Genomic DNA, 25288 nt, shown 5'->3' on the forward strand with positions numbered 1-25288 from the left:
CTACCAATAGTCTCCGCACACATTGACCCATTGCCATCCGTAGGGCGTCCAGCTCCTGCGCCAGCAGCCGTCATTGTAGCCGGCGTAAATGAAGGGCGCGCCGAAGACGGCGAAACGACGGAAATGATGATGGTGGAAGCCGCGGTGACCGTGCCAGCCGGCACCGGCGAACCGCGGCCCGATCCCCGCATGCGCGAAGCGTGCGCCGCCAAAGGCGGGACCGCCGACATGGGCGAAGCGCGCGCCGCCCATCCCGCCGACATGCATGCCGCTAAAGCCGCCGGCGCGCATCCCGCCGCCACCGAAATGGCCACCACCACCGAAATGGCCACCACCGCCGAAGCCGCCATGTCCGCCACCGCCGCCTCTGGCGAGCACCGGTGAAGCTGCCGCCATCACCGCGGCGAGCGTCACCGCGGTGAGGCCTTTGAGAAGCCTGCTGTTCATCGAAGCATCCTCCTTGCAGTGCGGCGGTCTTAACGCCGCACGAGGACGATCAGATGAGAGGAAGCGAGCGGCGCCTTCAACTTACAAACGCGCCAGATTCTGACGCGGGTGTTAGGGAGAGGGAGCCCAACTCTCTCCCCGTCATTGCGAGGAGCCCTTGCGACGAAGCAATGACGACGTGGAGAAAGCTTTCCACCGTCGAGCAGCTCACCTCTCCCCGCAAAGGGCGGGGAGAGGTTAAGATCTCACGCCCGCTTGCCGTTGTTCTTCTCCGCCGCGCGGCGCAGGGCTTCGGCGAGCGCACCGCCGCCGGACGATTCCTGCTTGCGCGGTGCGGACGACGTCATGCGGGAAGGGTTGCGCGAGCTGTTGTCGCGCTGCATGCCGGGGGCGTCCTTCTTGGCGCCGACCTCGTCGTCGAGGCGCAAGGTCAGCGAGATGCGCTTTCGCGCGACCTCGAAGTCCAGCACCTTGACCTTGACGATGTCGCCGGGCTTCACCACCTCGCGCGGATCCTTGATGTAGGTCTTGGACATCGCGGAGATGTGCACGAGGCCGTCCTGGTGCACGCCGATGTCGACGAAGGCGCCGAACGCGGCGACGTTGGTCACGGTGCCCTCGAGGATCATGCCCTTCTGGAGATGCTTGATCTCCTCGACGCCTTCCTTGAACACGGCGGCCTTGAACGCCGGACGCGGATCGCGGCCGGGCTTTTCCAATTCCTTCAAGATGTCGGTGACGGTCGGCAGACCGAAGGTCTCGTCGACGAAATCCTTCGGCTTCAAGGTGCGCACGATCTCGCTGCTGCCGATCAGCGCCTTGATGTCGCTCTTGGTGGCGCTGAGGATCCGGCGCACCACCGGATAAGCTTCCGGATGCACGCCGGACGCGTCGAGCGGGTCCTCGCCGCCGAGGATGCGCAGGAAGCCGGCGCACTGCTCGAACGCCTTCGGCCCGAGCCGCGGCACCTCCTTGAGCGCCTTGCGCGACTTGAACGGGCCGTTGGCATCACGATGCGCCACGATGCTCTGCGCCAAGCCCGAGCCGACGCCCGACACACGCGCCAGCAGCGGTGCGGACGCGGTGTTGACGTCGACGCCGACGGCGTTCACGCAATCCTCGACCACGGCGTCGAGCGATTTTGCGAGCTTGGCCTGGCCGAGATCGTGCTGATACTGGCCGACGCCGATCGCCTTGGGCTCGATCTTGACGAGCTCGGCGAGCGGATCCTGCAGACGCCGCGCGATCGAGACCGCGCCGCGCAGGGTGACGTCGAGACCGGGCAATTCCTCCGAGGCGAACGCCGAGGCCGAATAGACCGACGCGCCGGCCTCCGACACCACGATCTTGGTCATCTTCAGCTCGGCCAGACCCTTGACGAGATCGCCTGCGAGCTTGTCGGTCTCGCGCGAGGCGGTGCCGTTGCCGATCGCGATCAGCTCGACACGATGCTTCAGTGCGAGCTTGCCGAGGATCGCGAGCGACTCGTTCCACTGCCGCTGCGGCTCGTGCGGATAGATCACGGCGGTATCGACCACCTTGCCGGTCGCATCGGTGACGGCGACCTTGACGCCGGTGCGGTAGCCGGGATCGAGCCCCATGGTGACGCGGGTGCCGGCCGGCGCGGCCAGCAGGAGATCGCGCAAATTGGAGGCGAACACGCGCACGGCCTCGGTCTCGGCGGCGTTCCACAGCCGCATGCGCAGGTCGATATTGAGATGGACCTGAATCTTGGTGCGCCAGGCCCAGCGCACGGTGTCGATCAGCCAGCGGTCGCCGGCGCGCTTGAGGTCGGCGATGCCGAACCGCTTCATGATCTTCAGTTCATAGGCGCTGGGCACGCCCGGCGGCGGCGCCTCGGCCTCGGCCTGGATCTGCAGGTCGAGGATCTCCTCCTTCTCGCCGCGGAACATCGCGAGGATGCGGTGCGAGGGCAGCTTGGTCAGCGGCTCGGAGAACTCGAAATAGTCGGCGAACTTCTCGCCCTCGGTCTTCTTGCCGTCGCGCACCTTGGAGGCCATGCGCGCATTGGTCCACATTTCCTCGCGAAGCGCGCCGATCAGATCGGCGTCCTCGTCGAAGCGTTCGACCAAGATGGCGCGGGCACCATCCAGCGCGGCGGCGGCATCCGCAACGCCCTTCTCGGCGTTGATGAAGCCTTCGGCCACGACCTTCGGATCGTTGGTCGGCTCCGCCATCAGCTGGTTGGCGAGCGGCTCGAGGCCGGCCTCCTTGGCGATCTCCGCCTTGGTGCGGCGCTTCGGCTTGAACGGCAGATAGATGTCTTCGAGACGGGCCTTGCTGTCGGCGGCGAGAATGGAGGCCTCGAGCGCGGCATCGAGCTTGCCCTGCTCGCGGACTGATTCGAGGATGGCCTTGCGGCGGTCCTCGAGCTCGCGCAGGTAACCCAGGCGCTCCTCCAGGGTGCGCAATTGCGCGTCGTCGAGCGCACCGGTCGCTTCCTTGCGGTAGCGGGCGATGAAGGGAACCGTGGCGCCGCCATCGAGCAGCGTCACCGTCGCCTCGACCTGCTCCGCCCGAACCCCAAGCTCCTGCGCAATTTTCTGGTTGATATTTGCCACGCGAGAATTCCTCTATCCAAGCACGCAACGCGGGGGCGAACCACCGGCCACGGGACGCCGCTTATGGACCAACCGGGGTTGATTCATCAAGGTACCGCGGAGGACCGTCGACAGGGGATTTTTTTGTCGAACAGATGCGATCTCGCCACATTCGTGGGGACGTGCTGCTCGTGTCCCGGACGCGCTGCAGCGCGCTAGCGATGCGGTGCAGAGCCGGGATCCAGGAGGCCGCACGGCACAATGCGGGCGAGATGGGCCCCGGCTCTGCAGCGCACCGCTGAAGGAGCGCTGCGCAGCGTCCGGGGCACGAGAGCGCAATTCGCTTCATTGTCATCTTCAAATCGCAGACACGCTTTTTCGTCCTCGCGGCGCATTTCGCCCGAGCTTTGGCTGGTCGCTCCACCCTCGAAGCCAAGAGGGCGCAGGGAAGGCCGGGTGCTGACCTCGCACCCACGGTCTGCTGCGCGAAGTGTAGCGCAAAGAGACCGCACAGCAGCATACAGGTGGCGCCAATCACTCGGCCTTCCCTGCGCGATGGTCGGACGGCTTATGCCGCGCTCTCCCGGGAGCCGAACTTTCCTTCTGGCCTCCCTCGCCCCGCGAATTGACGATGCCGTCCGCCCGGTTGGGCTCGCGCGCATCTCCGCCAAGGGCTTGACCGTAGCAACGACGGCCAGGACCACACGGTTTTGCCGTACGCATCAGCGCCGCTCGTCCGCACGCGGCCAACGGGCTCACAGGGACTACCCGCCCTGCCCTTGACCTCTCGTGACGACGCTGCTGCGTCCATCGCAACCCGGCTCGCATATCGTGACGACGTACGACCGCCCCTCAAGGATGAGCCGGGATGGGCCGACACATACGCCGAAACCGAATTTCGGTAAAGTGGAATATTTTTGCGCTTATGGATTGACAGAGGGCGACACAGTAACGATGGATGCAGCGCAGGCGTAATCCGGGATTGGCGCGGCAGGCTACGGGCTACGGTCGAACGTCCGCCAGCCCGGTTGCAACCATCGCACCACTGCCGGATTGAGACCCGCCTTGCGACCTCTCCGCCCCATGCAACCCTGCCCCTCGTGCCGGCTCAGTTGATTCAGGCGGTCCCTTGCTAAAGGAAGGTGGCGCCGCATCAAAGGGATTTGGACTTCATGACTTTGCCGATGAGCTGGACTGAATGGGCGCAGCACGATGGCGTCGCGCTGGCGGGGCGTGTCCGCAAGGGCGAGCTGACGGCGAAGGAATTGGCGCGCCAGGCTGCCGCGGGTGTCGCCAAGGTCAATCCGGCGCTGTCGGGCGTGGTCGAGCTGTTCGAGGACGTGATCGCCGATCCCGCCAAGGACGGCGCCAATCTCGCAGGTCCGTTCGCCGGCCTGCCGTTCCTGATGAAGGACCTCGGGCCGACCATGAAAGGCCGGCTGCAGGAAATGGGCTCGCTGTTGATGCGCGGCAATCGCGCCGCGGCCGATACGTTCCTCACCGGCAAATTCCGCCAGGCCGGCCTCAACCTGATCGGGCGCACCACGACGCCGGAATTCGGCGTGTGCTCTTCGGCCGATAATCCCGCCGTCTACGTCACCCGCAATCCCTGGAATACCGACTACACCACCTGCGGCTCGTCGGCCGGCAGCGCCGCGATGGTCGCGGCCGGCGTGGTGCCGATCGCGCATGCGACCGACGGCGGCGGCTCGATCCGCATTCCCGCCGGCGTCAACGGCAATATCGGGCTGAAAGTCTCGCGCGGCGTGTTCTCGCTCGCCCCCCACATGTCCGATCTCACCGGCCTCGTCTCGATCCAGGGCTGCCAGTCGCGCTCGGTGCGCGACACCGCCGCCTTCGTCGATCATGCCCGCGGGCCTGCGCCCGGCGAGTTCATGCCGTTCTGGACCACGGCGCAGCCTTATTCCGAGATGATCAAGCGCGATCCCTCGAAGCTGCGCATCGCGCTGTCGCACACATGGGGCAACTACACCGCGACGCCCGAGCTCGCAGCCGAGCTGGAGAAGGCCGGACGCTTCCTCGAAGGCCTCGGCCATCACGTCGACTATGCGCTGCCGGAGATCGACCTTCCCGCTGCATTCGAGGCGCAGACCACGTGCTACATTTCGAATTTCGCGGTGGTGATCTCCAACATGCTCGCCGCCCGCGGGCTGGAAAGACCGCCGGAAGACCTGATCGAGCCGATGAACATCCGGATCTGGGAAGCCGGCCGCCACACCACCTTTGCCGAGCGGGCGAAGATGCAAGGCGTGTTCAACACCACGTCACGCGGCTTCGGCGCCTTCTTCGAGCAGTGGGACGTGATCCTGACGCCAATCACCGCGCTGCCGACACCGAAGGTCGGCACCAGGGAATATCTCACCATCTCCGACAATCCCGATGTGCGCGACTGGTTCGACAATCTCTGGCGCTTCTTCGCCTTCACGCCGCTCGCCAATCTCTGCGGCATGCCCGCGATCTCGATGCCGATGGCGGCCCAGGACCACGGCCTTCCGCTCGGCATCCAGGCGATCGGGAAGCAGGCCAATGACGGCCTGCTCTTGCAACTCGCCGCCCAGATCGAGCGCGCGCTCGACGGCAAGTGGAACGGCGGCAAGAAGCCGAAGGTGCATGTGGGCTGAGGCAGGCCTATTTGTTTCGTAGGCCCTCGCGCTCGCGGCCATCCTTCGAGACGCCCGCCGATGGCGGGCCCTCAGGATGAGGTCTTGTTTCGCGACGAGATCCTAGAGCGTTCCGATCTCAATTCTTCACCGCCGGGATCTCCTCCGTCACCGGCTGTTGCTGGCCCTGCCGGAACATCGCCAGTGCCTTGTCGAGGGCTTCGCGCAGCGCAAGCGCTGCGGCGACGCTGCAGCGCAGATGCGCGGTCTGGATCACGTCGACCCTGACGGCCGCGCCGACCGGCATCAGGAGGTTCGCGGCGAGCTCGATCTGGATCGCGCCGTTGTGATGGCCGAAGCAGGACGCACCGTCGAAATAGATGATCGGCGCCCGCTCGGAGCTGGAGCTCGAAATGGTGACGGGCCCCTGATTGTTGGCGGGCGTTTCGGGGTCGGCCATGGGCGCTCCTTGCGGCTAGTCGGCGAACGAAGCGCCCACCATCGGTGCTTCGGCCTGCCCTGTCGAGGCCAATTCGGGGTTTTGCGCGGCGCCCGACACTGGTCTAGAACCTTCCCATGAGCACCATACCAACCACGCTCCCGTTCGAGGAACTCGCCGACGCCGTCCAGGGCCGCCGCTCCGATTACGGCCATATCAGCGGGCTCCAGCTCGACCGCTTTGCGCCGGCTGAGGCCTGGTCGAGCCTGCCCTATCGTCCCGTCTTCGTCGGCGACACCGAGACCGGCGTGCTGCATGGCGGCGTCGTCACCGCGATGCTGGACGAGAGCTGCGGCATGGCGGTGCAACTTGCGCTCGACGGCACGCGCGCGATCGCAACCCTCGACCTGCGCATCGACTACCAGAAGCCGGCGACACCCGGCCTCGACATCAAGGCGCATTCGGTCTGCTACCGCACCACGCGCTCGATCGCCTTCGTGCGCTCCACCGCCTATCAGGAGTCCGAGGACGATCCGGTAGCGACTGCGACCGCCTGCTTCATGATCGGCGCCAACCGCACCAACATGCTCGCCGACCGCAGGATGGATGCGCGCAGCATCCCGGTGCTGGAGGCGCCGGAAGATCCGGATGGCCCCTTCGCGCGCAGCCCGTTCGCGCGCGCTCTCGGCATCCGCGTCAATGACGACGGCACACTGACGATGCCGTTCTCGCCAAAAATCATCGGCAACCCGATCCTGCCCGCGATCCATGGCGGCATGACCGGAGCCTTCCTCGAGACCACGGCTGTCATCGGCGTCGCGCGCGAGCTCGGCGCCGCCGCGCCACCCAAGCCGATCGGGCTCACCGTCAACTATCTGCGCTCCGGCCGTGCGCTCGACACGTTTGCCAACGTCTCGATCGTGAAGCAGGGCCGGCGTATCGTCGCCTTCGAGGCGCGCGCCTGGCAGGATGACGCGGCCAAGCCGATCGCCACCGCCTTCGGCCATTTCATGCTGCGCCCGACGCCCGGAAGTGACGAGGAATAAGCGCATTTTGACTTGACGGCCGCAGCTCCGGCCACAACGATAGCGCGTCCCCGCGAGAGGTATTGAATTGCGGCATCCGCTCGACATCGTCGCCATGTTCGCCGCACTCTGGCTGCTGGCCGCGATGATGCTCGACGCGTTGACGCCGAAGGAGCTGACCGCGATCATGATCGGCGTTGCGATCGGCCCCGCGATCGTCATCACCGCCGTGTTCTACTATTTGCGCTGCGCGCGAACGGACTTTGCGGTGATGTTCGCAGCGCTCTGGCTGATCTCGGACATCGCCATCGCCTTCGTCTCGCCGACGCAGCTGCCGCATTTCCTGATCGCGCTCGGCTTCCTGCCGGCCCTGCTGATCGGCAGCGTGCTGCACTGGCAGCGCTTCCAGCGCCGCCAGGAGCAGCTGCCCGCGCCTTCGGTGAAGCGGGGCTAACGCGGCAACAAATTCGTCTTCGCAAGATCAAGCACCTCGTCACCGCGGCCGTTCATCACCGCGCGCAGGACCCAGAGGCTGAACCCCTTGACCTGCTCGGTGGTGATGGTCGGCGGCATCGACAGCTCCTGCTTGGCGGTGACGACGTCGAGCAGGGCCGGGCCGTCATGGGCGAGCATCTCCTTGACCGCACCGGGGAGCTCGCCGGGGTCCTCGACGCGTTTGGCAAAGATGCCCATTGCGCGCGCCATCGCCGCGAAATCGGGATTCTCCAGGTCGACATTGGTGTCGACGAAACCTGCCGCCTTCATCTCCAGCGCGACGAAGCCGAGCACGCCGTTGTTGAAGATCACGACCTTCACCGGCAGCTTCTCTTGCGTCAGCGTGATCAGATCGCCCATCATCATGGTGAAGCCGCCGTCGCCGGAGAGCGAGATGACCTGGCGGCCCGGCTGGGCGGCCTGCGCACCGATCGCCTGCGGCATCGCGTTGGCCATCGAGCCGTGCACGAAGGAGCCGATCAGCCGGCGGCGGCCATTCATGTCGAGATAGCGCGCGGCCCACACCGTGGGTGTGCCGACATCGGCGGTGAAGACCGCATCGTCGGAGGCATGATCGCTGATGATCTTTGCGAGATATTGCGGGTGGATCGGCTTGCTGCCCGGCGTGCCCTTGGCGAGCGAGTCCAAACCCTCGCGCGCCTTCTTGTAGTGCGCGACGGCGTCGTCGAGATGCTTGCGCTGCGTCTTCGCTTTCAGCAGCGGCAGCAGCGCTTCGATGGTCAGCTTGACGTCGCCGACGAGGCCGAGATCGATCTTGCAGCGCCGTCCCAGATTTTCCGGGCGGATGTCGATCTGCGCGACCTTCGCATCATCAGGGAAGAACTGCTTGTAGGGAAAATCGGTGCCGAGCATCACCAGCGCGTCGCAGGCGTGCATGGCGGCATAGCCCGAGGAGAAGCCGATGAAGCCGGTCATGCCGACGTCATAGGGGTTGTCGTATTCGACGTGCTCCTTGCCGCCGAGCGCATGCACGATCGGGCTTTTCAGCGCTTCGGCCAGCTGCATCAAGGGCGCATGCGCGCCGGCGCAGCCGCGGCCGCAGAACAGGGTGACGCGCTCGGTGCCGTTGAGAAGGTCGGCCAGCGCCTTCAGCTCATTCGCCTGCGGCACCACATGGGGCGCCGACAGCGCGAGTCCGCGCGTGGTCGACAGCGCGCGCTTGGGCGGGCTGCGGAACGCGACGTCGCCGGGCATGGCGACGACGGCGACACCGCGCAGGCCCACCGCCGCACGGATGGCATTCTCCAGCACGTAAGGAAGCTGGCTCGGGTCGGACACCAGCTCGCAATAATGGCTGCATTCGCGGAACAGGTTCTGCGGATGGGTCTCCTGGAAATAGCCACCGCCGATCTCGGCGGTCGGGATCTGCGCCGCGATCGCCAGCACGGGAACGCGGCTGCGATGTGCGTCGAACAGGCCGTTGATCAGATGCAGATTGCCGGGGCCGCAGGAGCCCGCGCACACCGCAAGGCTTCCGGTCATCTCGGCTTCGCCGGCGGCGGCGAACGCGGCGACCTCCTCGTGGCGGACATGGATCCATTCGATGGTGCCGCGGCGGCGCAGCGCCTCGGTCAGGGCGTTCAGGCTGTCGCCGACGATGCCGTAGATGCGCTTGACGCCGGCCTGCTCGAGCGTTGCCACGAACAGATCGGCCACGTTGTTGATCGCCATGTCGGTCTCCTGATTCAGCCAGTCACATCACACGATGCGCAAATATCAGCATCGCGACTCCATGTGGTGGCACAATAGGCTATGTCAGGATCACGGCTAGTTATTGTCCGTTCAATCTTTCTGAATTGCCCGATCGTAAGCCGCGATCGTCGCCTTCGCGCGCGCGGCGACGTCGGCGACGCTCATGCCGGGCTTGTAGAGGCTGGAGCCGAGCCCGAAGGCGGTGACGCCGCCCTTGATGTACTCGGCAAAATTCTGATCGGAGACGCCGCCGACGGCCGCGATCATGACGCCTGATGGCAGCACGGCGCGGATCGCGGCAATGCCGGAGGCACCTAGCACGCTGGCCGGAAAGAATTTCAGGCCCGATGCGCCGGAGCGCGCGGCAAGCAGCGCCTCGGTCGGCGAGAACACGCCGGGTAGCGTGACCATGGCGTACTGATGCGCACGCACGAGCACCTGCGTGTCCACATTCGGCGAGACCATCAGCCTGCCGCCGGCGTCGTTGAGACGATCGACATCCGCGGTCGCCAGCACCGTGCCGGCGCCGATCAGCACGCCCGGAGGTGCCTGCTTCACCGCCGTTGCAATGGAGCGGAACGGATCGGGCGAGTTCAGGGGGATCTCGATCGCGGTCATGCCGGCTTCGATCAGCACGGCGACGATCGCCTCGGTCTCCTCGGGCTTGACGCCACGCAGGATCGCAACCAGCGGCCGCTTCATCGGCGGAAAGGGAACGCTCATCTCAAAGATCCTCTGATTTCGTCCAGATCGCGGCAGCTGCCATCGAAAGGCCACGGCGGACGGCTTCATCCGCATCGACCGTATCAGCGTTGACCGACAGCGCCTCAAACGCCAGCCGGTACAGCATCGCAAGCCGCCCCGAGGCGATCAGCTTGACGCCCGCTTGCGGCACGAGGCCCGAAAGCCCCGCCGCCAGCTCGACGCCGATCAACGTCCCCGACAGCGTCTCGCGCGCCGCGGCCGGCGTGCCGCCGAACAGAAGCTGGCGCGACCGCGCGCCGAACAAGAGATTGGCGGCGAAGGCCGGCGCCTCATAGGCGGCCTTCACCGCCGCCTTGAAGCTCGCGACATCCTCGGCCTCGTCGGCGCCGGCGACCGCGAGCGACAGGATGGTCTCGCGCGAGACGACGCTGAAGAGCTCGCCGGTCATGAAGGTGGAGAAGCGTTCGACCACGCCGTCCCTCACGCGCACCCATTTCGAATGCGTGCCGGGCATGCAGACCAGCGCCTCGCCCGCGGCATCGAGGCCGAGCGCGCCGAGCAGCTGCGTTTCCTCGCCGCGCATGACGTCCGGCGCGGCTGCATCGCGCTGCGCGATGCCCGGCAGGATGCGGATGCCGCGCGCTTCGCCGGGGACGCGCACGGCCTGTTTCAGGACGGCCGAGAGCGGCGCCGGCGTGTCGACATAGCCGGCTTCGACCCAGCCAGTCTTGGCACCGGCCATGCCGCAGACCAGAACCGGCAGATGATCCGGCGCTTCGATCGCCGCAAGATGCGATCGCAGCACGGCGGGAAAGCCTGCCTTCGCCGCCGCCAGCATGCCCTCGCCGCTGCGGCGCTCGGTCAGCACCTGGCCGGCACGATCGACCAGCCACAACCGGAAACTGCTGGTGCCCCAGTCCACCGCGACATAAGCGGGTTCGGTCATTCGAAACTGTCCTCGTCTCACGGCCGGGACGCCGTCTCGCGACAATGAGACGACGTCTTGCGGGTCTACCGCCGGGATACCGGCTATTGTGCGGGCAAACCAGCCCTTTCTCCGCAATTCGAGGCTCAGCCGTGCTGGCACAGCGCTTGCTGAACCGCTGGCACAGCGCTTGCTGAAGCTTCGTTGCTCAACTCCGTCAACGCGCGACAAGACGCGTCAACATCAGATGAGGAAACCCATGGAGATCGGCTATTTCACGATGCCTTCGCATCCGCCGGAGTGCGGCCTGAAGGAAGGGAACGATTGGGACCTGCAGGTCATGCGCTGGCTCGACGAGCTCGGCTATCAGGAGGCCTGGGTCGGCGAGCACCACACCGCGCCCTGGGAACCCAATCCCACGCCGGACCTCCTGATCGCGCAGGCCCTGATGCAGACCAAGAAGCTTCGGATCGGGCCGGGCGGATTCCTGCTGCCCTATCACCATCCGGCCGAGCTCGCCAACAGGGTCGCGATGCTCGACCATCTCTCCGAGGGCCGGCTCAATTTCGGCGTCGCGGCCTCCGGCCTGCCGAGCGACTGGGCGATGTTCAACGTCGACGGCATGAGCGGGCAGAACCGCGACATGACGCGCGAGGCGCTGGAGATCATCCTGAAGCTGTGGACCGAGCCCGCGCCCTTCACCCACAAGGGCAAGTTCTGGACGGTGACCAAGCCGGACACGATGTTCGACTTCCTCAAGCCGCACATCAAGCCGCTGCAGGCGCCGCACCCGCCGATCGGCGTCGCCGGGCTGTCGAAGAACTCGGACACGCTGAAGCTCGCCGGCGAGCGCGGCTTCATCCCGATGAGCCTCAACCTCAACCCGGCCTATGTCTCGAGCCACTGGGACTCCGTCGAGATCGGCGCCGCCAAGACCGGGCGCAAGCCGAACCGGCAGGATTGGCGTCTGGTGCGCGAGGTGTTCGTCGCCGACACCGACGAGGAAGCCTGGAAGCTCTCGACCGGCGACATGATGGGCCGGATGATGGGCGAGTATTTCCTGCCGCTGCTCGGCCATTTCGGCTTCAAGGATTATCTCAAGCACGCCCCTGATGTGCCCGACAGCGACGTCACCGTCGAATATTGCGCCAAGCGGAACTGGATCCTCGGCTCGCCCGCGACCGTCGCCGAGAAGATCGAGAAGATCTACGACGAGGTCGGCGGCTTCGGCGTGCTGCTGGTGTTCGGCTTCGACTACAAGCACAAGGCGGAAGCCTGGCATCACTCGCTCTCGCTGCTGAAGAACGAGGTGATGCCGCGCCTTGCGCATCTCGGCTCCGCGAAGAAGGCGGCTTGACGCTCAGCGGGTGCGGCGCGATCGTGCCGCACCCGTTTCCATTTCGGAGGCCTCGGCGTGAGCGTGGACGCAAAGGATTTCAAGCAGGCGATGCGCCAATGTGCCGGCGCCGTCGCGCTGGTGACGGTCGGCGCCGAGCACGGCAAGCGCACGGGATTGACGGTGACCTCGGCCTGCTCGCTGTCGGACTCCCCGCCGTCGCTGATCGTCTGCGTCAACCGCAACGCCAGCGCACATGCGCGCATCCGCGAGGAAGGCGCCTTCGCGATCAACTTCCTGCACGAGGATCACGCCCTGCTCGCGCTCACCTTCAGCGGCCAGAAGGGCGTCAACGGCGACGACCGTTTTGCGTTCGGACAGTGGACGCGCGGCGCGACCGGCGCCCCGGTGCTGACGGATGCGGTCGCCGCATTCGATTGCGTGCTGGCGCAGGAGTTCGAGACGACGACGCATTCGATCTTCGTCGGCGAAGTGCGCGGCGTGTCGCATTTGGCGACCGCAGCGCCGCTGGTGTACCTGCGCAGCAGTTTTCACACGCCGCATGAGATGCGCGAAACGGTGACGGTCGGCGACCTCGATTCACGGCATCTGAGCTGGACGGATTTTTCGTAAGAGGCGCCACGCAAGCGATCCACGACTACAGAGATCGTAGGGTGGGCAAAGCGACTTGTCCGCCGTAGCTCGAAGAGCGAAGGCGGAAGCGTGCCCACGTCTTAGGTCCTAAACGAGAAGACGTGGGCACGGCGCAAGTGCGCCTTTGCCCACCTTCCGACGTCTGTGATCTGGGACAGAGACCGCTACTGCGCCGTTTCGATCTTCAGCAGCTTGATCTTCCGATAGAGCGTCGCGCGGCTGAGCTTCAGTGCCCGTGCTGCTTCGGCGACGCGTCCGCCGTGCTTGCGCAGCGCCTCGACGATCGTGGCGCGCTCGGCCGCTTCGAGGTCCGGCTCCGCTTTTCCGAACGGCGGCAGGTCGAGATCCGCATCGGTGATGACGCCGTTCTCCGCCGTGCAGCCGGCGAGCCGCAGCACGTGGCGAAGCTGGCGCATGTTGCCGGGATAGGAATAGGCCGAGAGTTGCGACCACGCTTGGTCCGAAAGCCTGCAGTTCGGCGCCTCCTCGCGCGCGATCTGGCGGATGACGTCGTCCCGGTCGGCACGCTCGCGCAAGGCCGGCAGCCGTACCTCGAGGCCGCGCAGGCGGAAATAGAGGTCGGCGCGGAAGCCGCCTTCTTCGGCCATGCGGCCGAGATCGCGGTGCGTGGCGCTGATGAGGCGGATGTCGACGGCGACAGGCTTGAGTGCGCCGAGCGGCCAAACCTCTCGGTTTTCCAGCACGCGTAGCAAACGCGTCTGCAGCGCGATCGGCATGTCGCCGATCTCGTCGAGGAACAGCGTGCCGCCGTCGGCCTGCACGATCAGGCCCTTCGAGCCGTCGCGCCGCGCCCCGGTGAACGCGCCGGCCTCGTAGCCGAACAGCTCGGCGTCGATCAGGCTCTCCGGCATCGCCGCGCAATTCAGTGCGACATAATTGCTGCGCGCCCGGCTGCTCGCGGCGTGAATGGCGCGCGCGAACACGTCCTTGCCGACGCCGGTCTCGCCATGGAGCAGCACCGGCAGATTGTGATCGCCGATGCTTCGGAGCCGCTTCACGCTCCTGATCAGCCCGGGATCGCGACCGGCAAGCCGGTGCAGCGCGTCGAAGCGATCGACAGGCGCATCGCGGCGCGGCGCGAGCGGACGCGCCGATGATCTCGTCTGCAGGGGCGGCGCAACATGCCCCTGCCCTAACGCACTGCCATCGGCGCGACGCAACTCGACTGTCTCGTCCGCGCCGCGGGCGGCATGACGATCGAACTTGACGTAGCGCGACAGGTCGATGCCGGATGCGATCAAGCCGTCGGTGAGGCCCAGCAGTGCGCGCGCCGAACGGCAGGCGCCGACGATGCGGCGATCGTCGTCATAGGCCAGCAGACCGCTGCCGCCGTCGCCCGGCACGGTCGCGATCCAGGCGTTGCGGAAATGACCGCGGAAGATCGCGCCCTCCATGCGCCGCGTCGCCTCCATCGTCACCGCGAGCGCGAGCTGATGCGCAGCGCGCTCGAGATCCTCTCGGCAAGAGGTGATGTTCACGGCACCGGCGAGGCGACCGGCGTGGTCGAACAGCGGCGCCACGGCGCAGGAGAACATGTGCCACTGCGCGCGAAAATGCTCGTCACGATGCACCAGGATCGGCCTTTGCTCCGCAAGTGCGGTGCCGAGCCCGTTGGTGCCTTCGAAAGCCTCGGAAAAATTCGAGCCGGTATAGACCTTCCAGCGCATGAATATCTCAGTATCGGCCGGGCCGGGCAGCCGGCTCCACAGCATCGTGGCGCTGGGGTCGGCGAGATTGACGCAATAGCCGGCCTCGCGCAGCACCCGCGCGAGGTCTTCGAGCTCCGGCGTCGCCAGCTGGATCAGCTGCTCCATCGGTTCGGCGACATGCCGGACCTCGGCCTCGGTCAGCGTCTGCGGCGGTCCCTGGCGGGCGGGGTCGAGCTTGTGGCTGATCAGGCAGCGCCGCCAAGAATCGGCAATGCGCGAAGAGGCATCGACGTCGGCCAATTGATTGGCGACGGACAAGACGCGGGCGACATGGTTCGAGGCCGACAGGCTGGCCATCGCGGACGTCTCCACCCTGTATTATTGTGCAAAGTCTGGCACCACAGGCGGGGATGTCAATCCGGAACCGAAACGCAGCTATTGCTGCACCGCCCTCACCACGTATCGATGCACGGCCGCTTCTTCCCGGCCCTGGCCGGCGGCTTCGGCACCGAACGGAGTCCGGCCATGATCCAGCGCCGCGTCTCGGCGGGGTCGATGACGTTGTCGATCTCGAACACCGAGGCGATCGAGACCGCCTTGCCGTTGGCATAGAGCTCGGCGACCTTGTTGCGGTAATAGGTCTCGCGCTCCTCGGGGTCGGCGATGGCTTCCATCTCCTTGCGGAAGCCGAGGCGGACGTACCCCTCCAGCCCCATGCCGCCGAACTCGCCGGTCGGCCAGGCCGCGGTGAAGAACGAGGCGTGGAAGCCGCCGCCGATCATCGACTGTGCGCCGAGGCCATACCCCTTGCGCAGCACGATGCCGAACAGCGGCACGGTGAGGCTCGCGCCCGTGACGAACATGCGGGAGACGTGGCGCACGATCGCGGTCTTCTCCGCTTCCGGGCCGACCATGAAGCCGGGCGTGTCGCAGAGCGAGACGACGGGCAAATCGAACGCGTCGCAGAGCTGGAGGAAGCGCGCGGCCTTGTCGCCGGCATCGGCATCGATGGCGCCGCCAAGGTGACGCGGATTGTTGGCGATCAGGCCGAACGGTTTTCCCTCGATGCGGATCAGCGCGGTGATCATGCCGACGCCGTAGTCGCGGCGCAGCTCCAGAACGGAATCCTTGTCGGCGACGAGATCGATGACGCTGCGGATATCGTAGACGCGCAGGCGATTCTCGGGGATGGCCCGGCGCAGCAGGCGCTGGTCGGCGGCCTCCCACTCCGTCACCGCGCCCTGGAAATAGGACAGGTATTTTTGCGCGATCCTTGTCGCCTCCTCCTCGTCTTCGACGAGGATGTCGATGACGCCGTTCGGCGATTGGAACGAGACAGGGCCGACCTCGGCGGGGTGATAGACGCCGAGGCCGCCGCCCTCGATCATCGCAGGACCGCCCATGCCGATCGAAGCGTTCTTGGTGGCGATGATGACGTCGCAGCAGCCGAGCATCGCGGCGTTGCCGGCGAAGCAATAGCCGGAGACGACACCAATCACGGGCACGAGGCCGGAGAGCCTTGCGAACTGCACGAAGGACGGACCGTCGAGACCGGTCATGCCGAGCCGATCAGTGTCGCCGGGCCGGCCGCCGCCACCTTCGGCATAGAACACCAGCGGCACGCGCCAATCTTCCGCCAAGGTCAGCATGCGGTCGATCTTCTTGTGGTTCATGTGGCCCTGCGTGCCCGCGAGCACGGTGTAGTCATAGGCCACGACGATGCAGCGCGCACCCTCGGGCCCGAACTTCTCGCCATTGACCGTGGCGACGCCCATGACGAGACCGTCGGCCGGCGTGTTCTTGATGAGATCGTCGAGCTTGCGGCGGCGGCGCTGCGCCGCGATGGCAAGGCTGCCGTATTCCATGAACGAGCCTTCGTCGACGAGCTGGGCGACGTTCTCGCGCGCGGTGCGCTGATTGGTGTTGCGGCGGCGCTCGACCGAGGCGGGGCGATTCGCATCCAGCGTGTTGGCCTGGCGCGCGATCAGCTCGGCGAGGTCGGGGCGGATGTGGTCGAGATCGATATCGGCTTCGGCCGTCGTGCTGTCGGCCGCGACGTCGAGCGGCTCCAGATAGAGGATCGCCTCGCCATGCAGCAGCGTGGCACCGTCGCCGGCGGCGAGTTTTGTCACCCGGCCGCCCTGCTCGGCCATCACGAGATGCTCCATCTTCATGGACTCGATCACGGCGAGCTGCTGGCCGGGGCGCACGATCTCGCCCTCCTTCACCTGAATGGTGACGATGGTTCCTTGCAAGGGCGCTGCGACCATCACCGTGCCTTCAGGCACGATCTGCGCGACATGCGTCTCCGCGCCGTAAACGCCACTTCCTTCGGTCGGCGCAAAGTAGAGCGGCTTGGCCGCACCGTCGGCGGCATCGACGAGCTTTGCGATATTGCGATCGATGAAGTCGGTCGCGATTCGGTTGGTCCTGAAATCAGGATGCGCCAGCACCGCCTGCAGGAAGGCGATATTGGTGACCACGCCGTCGATCCGGAACTCGCGCAAGGCGCGCGAGGCTTTTGCAACGACATCATGCCAGGTTTCGCCCGGCGTATGCACGATGACTTTCGCGAGGAGCGAGTCGAAGGCCGCGCTGGTCTTGTAGCCGGCGTAACCAAAGCTATCGACGCGCACGCCCGGCCCTGACGGCGGCTCGAAAACAGCGAGCACGCCGCCGGTCGGATGCGTCGCGCCTGATGCGTCCAGCGTCTCCATGTTGACGCGGAGCTGCATGGCATGGCCGCGCGGCTTCGGGATCGATCCCTGCGCAAGGCCAAGCGAGGCGAGTGTGCTGCCCGCCGCGACCGCAAGCTGGGCGCGGACGAGGTCGAGCCCGAGTACCTCCTCCGTCACGGTGTGCTCGACCTGAAGCCGCGGATTGGCCTCAATGAAGGCAAAGCTGTCCTCGGCCGTGCCGTCGACCAGGAACTCGAAGGTGCCGAGATTGTCGTAAGCAGCCGCTGTCGCAAGCTGCTTCGCCGCCTCGATGATTCGGCCGCGCAAGGGCTCGCTCAGCGAGGGGCTCGGCGCCACCTCGATCAGCTTCTGGTGCCGGCGCTGGATGGTGCATTCGCGCTCCCAGAGATGGGAGATCGCGCCGTGCTTGTCGCCGATGATCTGCACCTCGATATGGCGCGCCTGCCGGATCAGCCGCTCGGCATAGACACCGTCGAAGCCGAAGGCAGCCTTGGCCTCGGACTGGCAGCGCGCATAGGCCTCCGTGAGATCGGCCGCGTTCTCGACGACGCGCATGCCGCGCCCACCGCCGCCAGCCATGGCCTTGATCACGATCGCAGCATTGCTGCCGAGGGAGCTGAAGAACGCCGTGATCTCCTCCAGCGAGGACGGCCCGCTGGTGCCGGCAATGATCGGCACGCCGCAACGCTTTGCCAGTTGTCGTGCCGCGACCTTGTCGCCGAACAGTTCGAGCGCGGCCGGCTTCGGGCCGACGAAGGTGAGTCCTGCATCGGCGCACGCGTTGGCGAATGCCGCGTTCTCGCTAAGGAAGCCGTAGCCGGGATGCACGGCATCGGAGCCGACGCTCTTTGCCGCCGTCACCACCGCATCGATGTCGAGATAGGCCCTGGCGCCACGGCCGGGGATTTCGACCGCTTCGTCGGCAACACGCACGTGCAGCGACAGCGCATCATCAGTGGGATGGATCGCAACGGTCGCGATGCCGGCATCGGCTGCCGCGCGCGCGATGCGGATGGCGATCTCGCCGCGATTGGCAATCAGGAGCTTCTTGAACGACATCGTCTCTCTCATTCAGACAGCAGCAGGAAGATTCGGGTCGAGATCCTGCTTCTTCACCTTGCCCGTGGCCGTCAGCGGCAGGGCATCGATAATACGCACTTCCGGGATCTTGTAGACGGCCATGCGCTCGGCGCACCAGGCGCGCAGATCTTCCGCAGAGATGGTGCCGACCGCCTCAGGCTTGAGCTGGATATAGGCCACCGGCACCTGCCCCTTGTCAGGATCGTCGCGCCCGACCACGCCCGAGCCTAGCACCTTCGGGTGCTGGCCCAGCAGTGCCTCGATCTCCGGCGGAAACACGCTCATGCCCTTGACCTTCAGCATCTCCTTGCGGCGGCCCAGGAAGTGCAGGAAGCCGTCCTTGTCGATGTTGCCGATATCGCCGGTGCGCAGCCAACCGTCGACGAGCGACTCGGCGATCGCCTCCGGCTTGTTCCAATAGCTCTTGAGCAGCGAGGGCGTCCGTACGCGGATCTCGCCTTCCGCGCCGAGCGGCAGCAATGCGCCGGTCTCGAAATCGGTGATCTTGAACTCGGCGCCGGGGACCGGCAGGCCGACGAAGATCGGCTGGTTGTTGAGATCGAAATCGTCGTCTTGGAAGCCAGATGTGAAAGTGTTGGAGGTGTGGGTCTCGGTCATGCCCCATGCTGCCTCCATCAGGATCGTGCCGGTGAGGTCCTTCCAGCGCTTGCGATAGTCGGCGTTGAGCTTCTTGACGAAGGAGACGACGCGGACCTGCTGCAGCGACGACAGATCGAACTCGCTCCAGCGCGGATGGTCCATCAGCTCGACTGCGCCGTCGACCGGCATCGCGGTGATCGTGACCTTGTATTTGTCGATCGCCGCCATGGCGCCGACGGCATCCCAGCGCGCCAGCAGCACCAGCGTCGCGCCGGAGAACAGCGGGAAGATCAGGCCAAAGTTTTCGCCGGCGATCCAGAATTCCGGAAAGAACGACATGAACACGCTGTTCTCGTCCGACAGCACCGAGATGCCGTAATTGGCGGCGGCCGTGTACACCATGTCGCGATGGGTATGGACGCAGCCCTTGGGCATGCCGGTGGTGCCGCCGGTGTAGTTGAGCGCGGCGACGTCATCGAGCCCAGGCGGCGGCAGCGGCGTAGGTGTGGGCGTTGCGGCGAGCGCCGGCAGCAGATCGGTCGCGCCCGGCACCGCGACGCGCGGCGTGCGGATCGAGTCCGGCGTGGGGAACGCGGGCGCTGCCGGAACGACGTCGGCAAAGCTGGTGACGATGATCTCGCGCAGGCGCACCTCGCCCCTGACTTGCTCGACGACGGGGGCGAGCTGGTCGAGCGCCACGATCACATCGGCCTGGGTATCCTTGAGCTCGTAGGACAGCTCGAACGCGCGCGACAGCGGGCTGACGGGGACGTGGATCGCGCCGAGCTTCAAAATGCCGAAGAACACGATGTGGAATTGCGGGCAGTTCGGCAGGAACACGGCGACGCGGTCACCCTTGCCGACGCCCTTGGCTTGCAGCAGCGCCGCAAAACGGTCGCTCTGCCGATCGAGATCGGCATAGGTGGTGACGTGGCCGTAGAAGATGATTGCGGGCCGCTCCGGACTGCGCTTCGCCCAGGCGCGCAGATATTCCGACAAGGGAACTTCGCCGTGCAGATAATTCGGCGAACGCGGCATGCCTTTCGGCCAAGCCTTGTCCCACAGGCCACGCAAGGTAGCGAGATAATCCTTCTCGTTGAGACCCGCGCTCATGACGTCTTTCCCGTGTTGCTTTTCTTTTCGAAGGCACGCACGTGCCGTCAATCGACATCGCTACACGTCGAGCACGGCAGAGGTCATGTCAAGAAAAACAGCATCGGCGTCGCGGCCGATGCCGCGACGCGGAAAAAGAAAGTTTCTCGCAGCGCGTTTCGCTACGCCGCGCGCACGCCCGCGACGAAAGCGCTGACTTCGTTTTCGAGCGATTGCAGCTTCTGCGTCAGGCGGCCGCTCGATTGCAGCACGAGGCCTGCGGCCTGGCCGGTCGCCGCGGTCGCGTCGCTGACGCCGGAGATGTTCTGCGAGACCTGGTCGGTGCCGGAGGCCGCCTCCTGCACGCTGTGGGCGATCGCCTGCGTCGCGGCGCCCTGCTCCTCGACCGCGGCAGCGATCGATGAGGAGATCTCGTTGACCTCCATGATGGTGGCACGGATGCTCTCGATGTTGCCGACGACCTGATTGGTCTCGGCCTGGATCGCCGTGATCTGAGCGCCGATCTCGTCGGTCGCTTTTGCCGTCTGGCTCGCCAGCGACTTCACTTCGCTCGCAACCACCGCAAAGCCCTTGCCGGCTTCGCCCGCCCGCGCCGCCTCGATCGTGGCGTTGAGCGCGAGCAGATTGGTCTGCGAGGCGATCTGGTTGATGAGGTCGATGACCTCGCCGATCTTGTGCGCGGCCGCTGCCAGCCCCTGCACGGTGTCGTTGGTGCGCTGACCGTCGGCGGCGGCCTTGTCGGCCACCGTCGCGGCCTGTGCGACGCGCTGGCTGATCTCCGAGATCGAGGACGACAGCTGGCCGGCGGCGGAGGCCACCGTCTGCACGTTGCTCGAGGCCTGCTGGCAGGCGGAGGCGACGAAGCTCGCGCGGTCGGTCGCCTTGTCCGCGGTTTCCGACATGCCCTGGGCTGCCTGCTGCATCGCGCGCGCCTCGTTGAAGACGTCGCGGACGACGGCCTGAACGCTCGCCTCGAACTTGCCGGCGAGATCGGTCATCGCCTTGCGCTTCTCGCCGTCGGCCCGCTGCTTCAGCTCCTGCTGCTCGGCATGCATCCGCCCGACGGCCGACGCATTGTCCTTGAACACGGCCAGCGCCTTGGCGAGCCCGCCGACCTCGTTGTTGCGGTCGGTATAGGGCACCTCGAACGCGCTGTCGCCGGCGGCAAGCCGCTCGGTCAGCGCGGTGATTTTCGCCAGTGGCCGGGTCACGCTGCGGCCGATCAGGAAGGAGGCGCCGAGGACCAGGACCAGCACGGCCAGACAGACATAGCCGAACGTCGTCGCGGCCTGGCGGAAGACGGCGTCGACATCGTCGAGATAGATGCCGGTGCCGATGATCCAGCCCCAGGGCGCAAAGCCCTTCACATAGGAGATTTTCCCGACCGGCTGGTCGAAGCCGGGCTTCGGCCAGAGGTAGCCGTAGAAGCCCGCGCCCTGCTTCTTGACGACGTCGACGAAGCCCATGAACAGCGCGTTGCCGGCGGGATCCTTCATCCCGGACAGATCCTTGCCGTCGAGCTCCGGCTTGATCGGATGCATGACCATCTTCGGGGCCATGTCGTTGATCCAGAAATACTCGACCTTGTCGTAGCGCAGGCTCTTGATCTCGGCGATCGCGGCGGCCTGGGCCTGCTCGCGCGGGAGTTTCCCGTCACTCTCGAGCTTCTGGTAGTGGGCGAGGATGCCGTAGCCGACATCGACCATCTGCTGCGTCTTGGCCTGACGATCGGCGACCATCTGCGTGCGCAGGGTCGACAGCGCGATCGGCGCCAGCGCGATCATGCCGAGAAGGCTGATGCCGACAATCAGGACCAGCTTGAAACTGATGCGGGAGAAAATCATCGGAGCTCACGAAATTTGGCGGGACAGACATGCCAATTTATCCCGATCCTCTTAGCAAAGCTTTAAGCATTCGGGTTCCCCAAGCGGCCGCCGAGGCCCGGCCCGCCGCGCACGGCTTTCGCGCCCTCGCGGCGCCGCGCCCGTCTTCGAATATAAACCTCTTCAAAACTAGAAGACCTCGATATCGCCCCTGCGAGCGTTGACTTGGGGAGGGCTCCGGCAGAACGATCGATGCAGACAATCAGCGCCAGCTGTGGCGTGAGCGCAGCCAAGGGCCAGAGGTTTCATGCATCAATCGACATCATCAGGGTCTGTCGATCTTCCCGCGCTCAGTGCGGCGGAACGGCTCTTCATCTGGGGATTCCGGGCCAAGGCACGCAGCGGCGGCGCCGTTCCGACCGCAGCCGATGTCCAGGAGGTGTACGACCATTTCCGCGTGGGCGATGCCGTGCTCTCGCTGGAATCCATCATCGAGATCTTCGCCTGTACGGCCCATACCGCGATCGAAGTGCATTGCCCGACCTGTCCGCGCATGTCTGGCAGCGAGCGCGCGATTCTGCAGGCCATCGCCGCGGCCCAACAGGATCGCATCGACATCGTGCGCGAACGGTTCGAGAGCTGGCTGCCGCCGGTCGGCGCCGATTGGGCGCTGGCGCCCGTGCGGGGCCTCGCCACGATCTTCCGCATGGCAGGCCTCATCCTGCCCGACCGGCAGGTGCGATCCCTCGACCATGACCGGACCATGGCGATGAAGAGCTGGCTGGTCGGAAGCCCGACATTGCACTGACGAGATCGATCATGACCCCAGCTATTTGCGCCTCGGTGCCGGTCGCGGACGCCGGCCAATCGCGGCTCTGTCCGCTCCAGGCCGCGCTTGGAGCGCGCCCCTGCGTCGACAGCTACGATGATTTCTGCCGCGTCGCGTTGTCGCTGTTCCGCTTCATCGGAGCAGCCTACACCACCGGCGCCTCCGATTGCTGGGAAGCCGCCTATCGCTTTGCCGACGAGGCACCTGATATTGCCGACAGTCCGCTGCTGGTTGCGCGCGTGGCCGCGCTGGTCAGGATCCTGCGCAGCGGCCGCCCATGCGAACTGTGCTTCATGCCGCCGTCCTGTCGTCGGCTGTCGAAGGATGAGACGGAATTGATGCGATTGCTGGCGGTCGCGCGCCGCAAGCAGCCGGGCGAGCTCGAATCCATCGTCTGCGCGTTCGTCGGCTCGGGCAAGGAAGCCGCGGCGACACGGGCGGTCAACGCGCTTGCTCTGTGCTGACATCTAGCCGCCTTTCCTGCCGAGCACGAGATCGATGGTGTGCGCGGCGATCTTGCGCAACTGCGGCTCGTCGCCGAAGGCACGTTCGAGCACGGCGAGGCCGCGCGTCACGGTGACGATGTGCAGCGCCGCGGCCGCGGCATTGCCGTTGAACTCGCCGCGCTCGGCGCCTGCCGACAACGTGTCCTGAACCAGTGCTGTGATGCGCGAAATAAGGCCCGCAAAGACCTGGCGCGCGTCTTCGTCCAACCCCTCGCCTTCCGCGGCGCCGAGCTCCATGAGCCCGCGCGTGGTCGGACAGCCGCGCGGCGGCGTGCCCGAGCGGAAATTGGTGATGGTCAGTTCGAAGAACGCGGTGAGGCGCTTGCGCAAGGAGCCCGTCCCGAGCGCCTTCTGCAGCGCTGCGAGATTATCCCCGGCATAGCGTTCATAGGCCTGCAGGAACAGCGCTTCCTTGCTGCCGAAGGCGTTGTAGAGGCTGCCGCGCTGGACGCCGGCATCGCGCGCGATGTCCGACAGCGAGGTGCCGCGCACGCCCTTGCGCCAGAACTGGTCGAACGCGATGCGCAGGACCTCGTCATGATCGAATTCGCGCGGCCGCAAGCTCGGCTCCTTTTGGAAGTATTTGACACGACGTCAAGAACATGCTTTCTCGACATCGTGTCAAAAACCAATCGGAATTGATAGCCCGTTTCAACACTGGGCCGAACAGCGGCGCACGCATTCGCCCTGCTGGTCGGGCCCGCATGCAAAGGGACGCGCGATGCCTCTGCTCCACATCTCGATGCGCGCCGGCAAGCCGCAAGCCTACCGGCAGGCGATTCTCGACGGCCTCTACCGCGCCATGCGCGTGGCGCTGAGCGTGCCCGAGGGCGACGAGTTCATGACCATCAGCGAGCACGAGCCGGCGAATTTCCGCTGCGGCAACGCCTACGGCGTCGAGCGCAGCGACGACGCGGTGCTGATCCAGATCACGGTGTTCGCCTCGCGCACTCCCGAGCAGAAGAAAGCGCTGTACCGCCGCATCGCGGACATTCTCGGCGAAAGCCCGGGCATCCGGCCCGAGGACGTGTTCGTCAACGTGCTCGACGCCCCAGCTGAAAACTGGTCGGTTGGAAACGGCATCGCGCAGTTCGCGTGAGACGGCACAGACTGCAGCTTCATTCGGCAACGCACGCCTCCATGATGCCGTCGAGCTCGGTCTTCGACAGCACGCCGAGCTCGGCGATGAAGACGATCCGCGACCGTGGCACGCCTGCCGCCGGCGCCTCGCCAGGCGCGAGCGTGGCGCGGCCGGCGGCGAATTGAAACACCATCAGGCGGCCGGGCTGCTCGACGGTCTCGAACAGGCCTTTTGCGCGCGCGAGTTTTGGCGCCAGCTTGCCGATGGCCTGCTGCAGGCGGGGCAGCGAGATCGCGCGGTCCGAGGTCCAGCTCAGCGTCTCGAAGCGCTCCTCTGCCGGTCGTTTCGGGCCCGGATCGCGCGCCACGGGCGGACGCTCGACGTTCGCGGGGAACAGCAGCGCGGACGGAATCTCGCCATGCCGCGCCTCGACCACCACGGCGGGAAGGCGCAAGGCGCGGATGGCCTGACGCATCCGCGCACCCGCGCCCTCTTCCGCCAGATCCAGCTTGGTCAGCGCCACGATATCGGCGACGCGCAATTGCGAGCGCTGGAGGGCATCGTCCAGGGCGGCCGGCGGTGTCGCGGCGTCGATCACGCACAGCACCGTCTCCAGCGGCGCCTCGCGCAGGATCACGGGGTCCATCAGATTGCGGACGATGTCGGCGGGATCGGCGACGCCGCTGGTCTCGATCACGATGTAGTCCGGTTTCGGATCTCGCCGCAGCAGTGTCGAAAGCGTGCGCAGGAGATCGCCTTCGAGCGAGCAGCAGATGCAGCCGTTGGCGAGGCTGACAACGCCGTCGCTGGCGCCCGCGATCAGTTCCGCATCGATGTTGATAGCGCCGAAATCGTTGACGATCGCGGCGATCCGCCGTCCCTCCGCATGCGCCAACAGATGGTTCACGACCGTGGTCTTGCCCGCCCCCAGAAAGCCCGTCACCAGGAGAATGGGGACCGGCATGG

20 protein-coding genes are annotated in these 25288 nt (G+C 66.1%); 8 read left to right on the forward strand and 12 right to left on the reverse strand.

The features are described 5' to 3' along the window. Complete coding sequence (locus GDN70_RS32410) at positions 1 to 447, reverse strand: hypothetical protein (protein ID WP_028140430.1); 447 nt, start codon at positions 445 to 447, stop codon at positions 1 to 3. Between the two features lie 245 nt (positions 448 to 692). Then, the gene (locus tag GDN70_RS32415; RefSeq protein WP_028140431.1) at positions 693 to 3029 is read right to left on the reverse strand and encodes a Tex family protein; all 2337 of its coding nucleotides are present in this window, start codon (positions 3027 to 3029) and stop codon (positions 693 to 695) included. A 1151-nt stretch (positions 3030 to 4180) separates the two neighbouring features. Here GDN70_RS32415 and GDN70_RS32430 point away from each other — a divergent pair. Continuing rightward, positions 4181 to 5650: an amidase gene (locus tag GDN70_RS32430; protein ID WP_173015915.1), complete on the forward strand. Its 1470-nt coding sequence runs from the start codon at positions 4181 to 4183 to the stop codon at positions 5648 to 5650. A 118-nt stretch (positions 5651 to 5768) separates the two neighbouring features. Here GDN70_RS32430 and GDN70_RS35300 read toward each other — a convergent pair whose 3' ends face one another. After that, on the reverse strand, positions 5769 to 6089 hold the full coding sequence (locus tag GDN70_RS35300; protein WP_028140433.1) for a hypothetical protein: 321 nt from the start codon (positions 6087 to 6089) through the stop codon (positions 5769 to 5771). A 116-nt stretch (positions 6090 to 6205) separates the two neighbouring features. On the opposite strand from GDN70_RS35300, the gene GDN70_RS32440 reads away from it, so the two are divergent. Then, complete coding sequence (locus GDN70_RS32440; protein ID WP_038948194.1) at positions 6206 to 7114, forward strand: PaaI family thioesterase; 909 nt, start codon at positions 6206 to 6208, stop codon at positions 7112 to 7114. A 67-nt stretch (positions 7115 to 7181) separates the two neighbouring features. After that, entirely contained in the window at positions 7182 to 7547 is a 366-nt protein-coding gene (locus GDN70_RS32445) for a hypothetical protein (protein WP_173015916.1), read from the forward strand. Here GDN70_RS32445 and poxB read toward each other — a convergent pair. From poxB to GDN70_RS32460, 3 genes are all read right to left on the reverse strand, one after another. Beyond that, positions 7544 to 9280 carry a ubiquinone-dependent pyruvate dehydrogenase gene (poxB, locus tag GDN70_RS32450; RefSeq protein ID WP_152103533.1) on the reverse strand — a complete coding sequence of 579 codons (1737 nt, stop codon included), beginning with the start codon at positions 9278 to 9280 and terminating at the stop codon, positions 7544 to 7546. The two genes, GDN70_RS32445 and poxB, sit on opposite strands and share 4 nt — an antisense overlap. A gap of 111 nt (positions 9281 to 9391) precedes the next feature. Continuing rightward, positions 9392 to 10024: a 2-dehydro-3-deoxy-6-phosphogalactonate aldolase gene (locus GDN70_RS32455; protein WP_028140437.1), complete on the reverse strand. Its 633-nt coding sequence runs from the start codon at positions 10022 to 10024 to the stop codon at positions 9392 to 9394. Position 10025: 1 nt separating this feature from the next. Next, positions 10026 to 10952 carry a 2-dehydro-3-deoxygalactonokinase gene (locus GDN70_RS32460; protein ID WP_152103534.1) on the reverse strand — a complete coding sequence of 309 codons (927 nt, stop codon included), beginning with the start codon at positions 10950 to 10952 and terminating at the stop codon, positions 10026 to 10028. A gap of 238 nt (positions 10953 to 11190) precedes the next feature. Between GDN70_RS32460 and GDN70_RS32465 the strand changes: the two genes are divergently transcribed. After that, complete coding sequence (locus GDN70_RS32465) at positions 11191 to 12288, forward strand: LLM class flavin-dependent oxidoreductase (protein WP_152103767.1); 1098 nt, start codon at positions 11191 to 11193, stop codon at positions 12286 to 12288. Between the two features lie 57 nt (positions 12289 to 12345). After that, entirely contained in the window at positions 12346 to 12900 is a 555-nt protein-coding gene (locus tag GDN70_RS32470; RefSeq protein ID WP_152103535.1) for a flavin reductase family protein, read from the forward strand. 185 nt (positions 12901 to 13085) lie between these two features. Here the strand turns inward: GDN70_RS32470 and GDN70_RS32475 are convergent, their stop codons facing one another. The 4 genes from GDN70_RS32475 to GDN70_RS32490 all read right to left on the reverse strand — a co-directional run bounded on the left by GDN70_RS32475 (position 13086) and on the right by GDN70_RS32490 (position 21927). Further along, positions 13086 to 14948, reverse strand: a complete 1863-nt coding sequence (locus GDN70_RS32475; protein WP_173015917.1) for a sigma-54-dependent Fis family transcriptional regulator — start codon at positions 14946 to 14948, stop codon at positions 13086 to 13088. Between the two features lie 95 nt (positions 14949 to 15043). Then, on the reverse strand, positions 15044 to 18349 hold the full coding sequence (locus GDN70_RS32480; protein ID WP_173015918.1) for a carboxyl transferase domain-containing protein: 3306 nt from the start codon (positions 18347 to 18349) through the stop codon (positions 15044 to 15046). Between the two features lie 12 nt (positions 18350 to 18361). Beyond that, on the reverse strand, positions 18362 to 20083 hold the full coding sequence (locus GDN70_RS32485; RefSeq protein ID WP_038948183.1) for an AMP-binding protein: 1722 nt from the start codon (positions 20081 to 20083) through the stop codon (positions 18362 to 18364). Positions 20084 to 20244: 161 nt separating this feature from the next. Next, positions 20245 to 21927: a methyl-accepting chemotaxis protein gene (locus GDN70_RS32490; RefSeq protein ID WP_152103538.1), complete on the reverse strand. Its 1683-nt coding sequence runs from the start codon at positions 21925 to 21927 to the stop codon at positions 20245 to 20247. A 286-nt stretch (positions 21928 to 22213) separates the two neighbouring features. Here GDN70_RS32490 and GDN70_RS32495 point away from each other — a divergent pair, with 286 nt between their 5' ends. Both GDN70_RS32495 and GDN70_RS32500 read left to right on the forward strand, forming a co-directional pair. Then, positions 22214 to 22714 carry a hypothetical protein gene (locus tag GDN70_RS32495; protein WP_038971071.1) on the forward strand — a complete coding sequence of 167 codons (501 nt, stop codon included), beginning with the start codon at positions 22214 to 22216 and terminating at the stop codon, positions 22712 to 22714. Positions 22715 to 22725: 11 nt separating this feature from the next. Then, positions 22726 to 23199, forward strand: coding sequence for a hypothetical protein (locus GDN70_RS32500; RefSeq protein ID WP_038971072.1), 474 nt, complete (start codon positions 22726 to 22728; stop codon positions 23197 to 23199). A 3-nt stretch (positions 23200 to 23202) separates the two neighbouring features. On the opposite strand, the gene GDN70_RS32505 is transcribed toward GDN70_RS32500, so the two are convergent. Continuing rightward, positions 23203 to 23802 carry a TetR/AcrR family transcriptional regulator gene (locus GDN70_RS32505; protein ID WP_152103539.1) on the reverse strand — a complete coding sequence of 200 codons (600 nt, stop codon included), beginning with the start codon at positions 23800 to 23802 and terminating at the stop codon, positions 23203 to 23205. Between the two features lie 160 nt (positions 23803 to 23962). Here GDN70_RS32505 and GDN70_RS32510 point away from each other — a divergent pair, with 160 nt between their 5' ends. Continuing rightward, a complete protein-coding gene (locus GDN70_RS32510) occupies positions 23963 to 24340 on the forward strand; it encodes a tautomerase family protein (RefSeq protein ID WP_152103540.1) in 378 nt (125 codons plus the stop codon). A 19-nt stretch (positions 24341 to 24359) separates the two neighbouring features. On the opposite strand, the gene GDN70_RS32515 is transcribed toward GDN70_RS32510, so the two are convergent. Next, on the reverse strand, positions 24360 to 25286 hold the full coding sequence (locus tag GDN70_RS32515) for a GTP-binding protein (RefSeq protein ID WP_038971075.1): 927 nt from the start codon (positions 25284 to 25286) through the stop codon (positions 24360 to 24362). Positions 25287 to 25288 lie beyond the last annotated feature (2 nt).

Source organism: Bradyrhizobium sp. TM102 (assembly GCF_009176685.1).
Classification (GTDB): Bacteria; Pseudomonadota; Alphaproteobacteria; order Rhizobiales; family Xanthobacteraceae; genus Bradyrhizobium; species Bradyrhizobium ottawaense.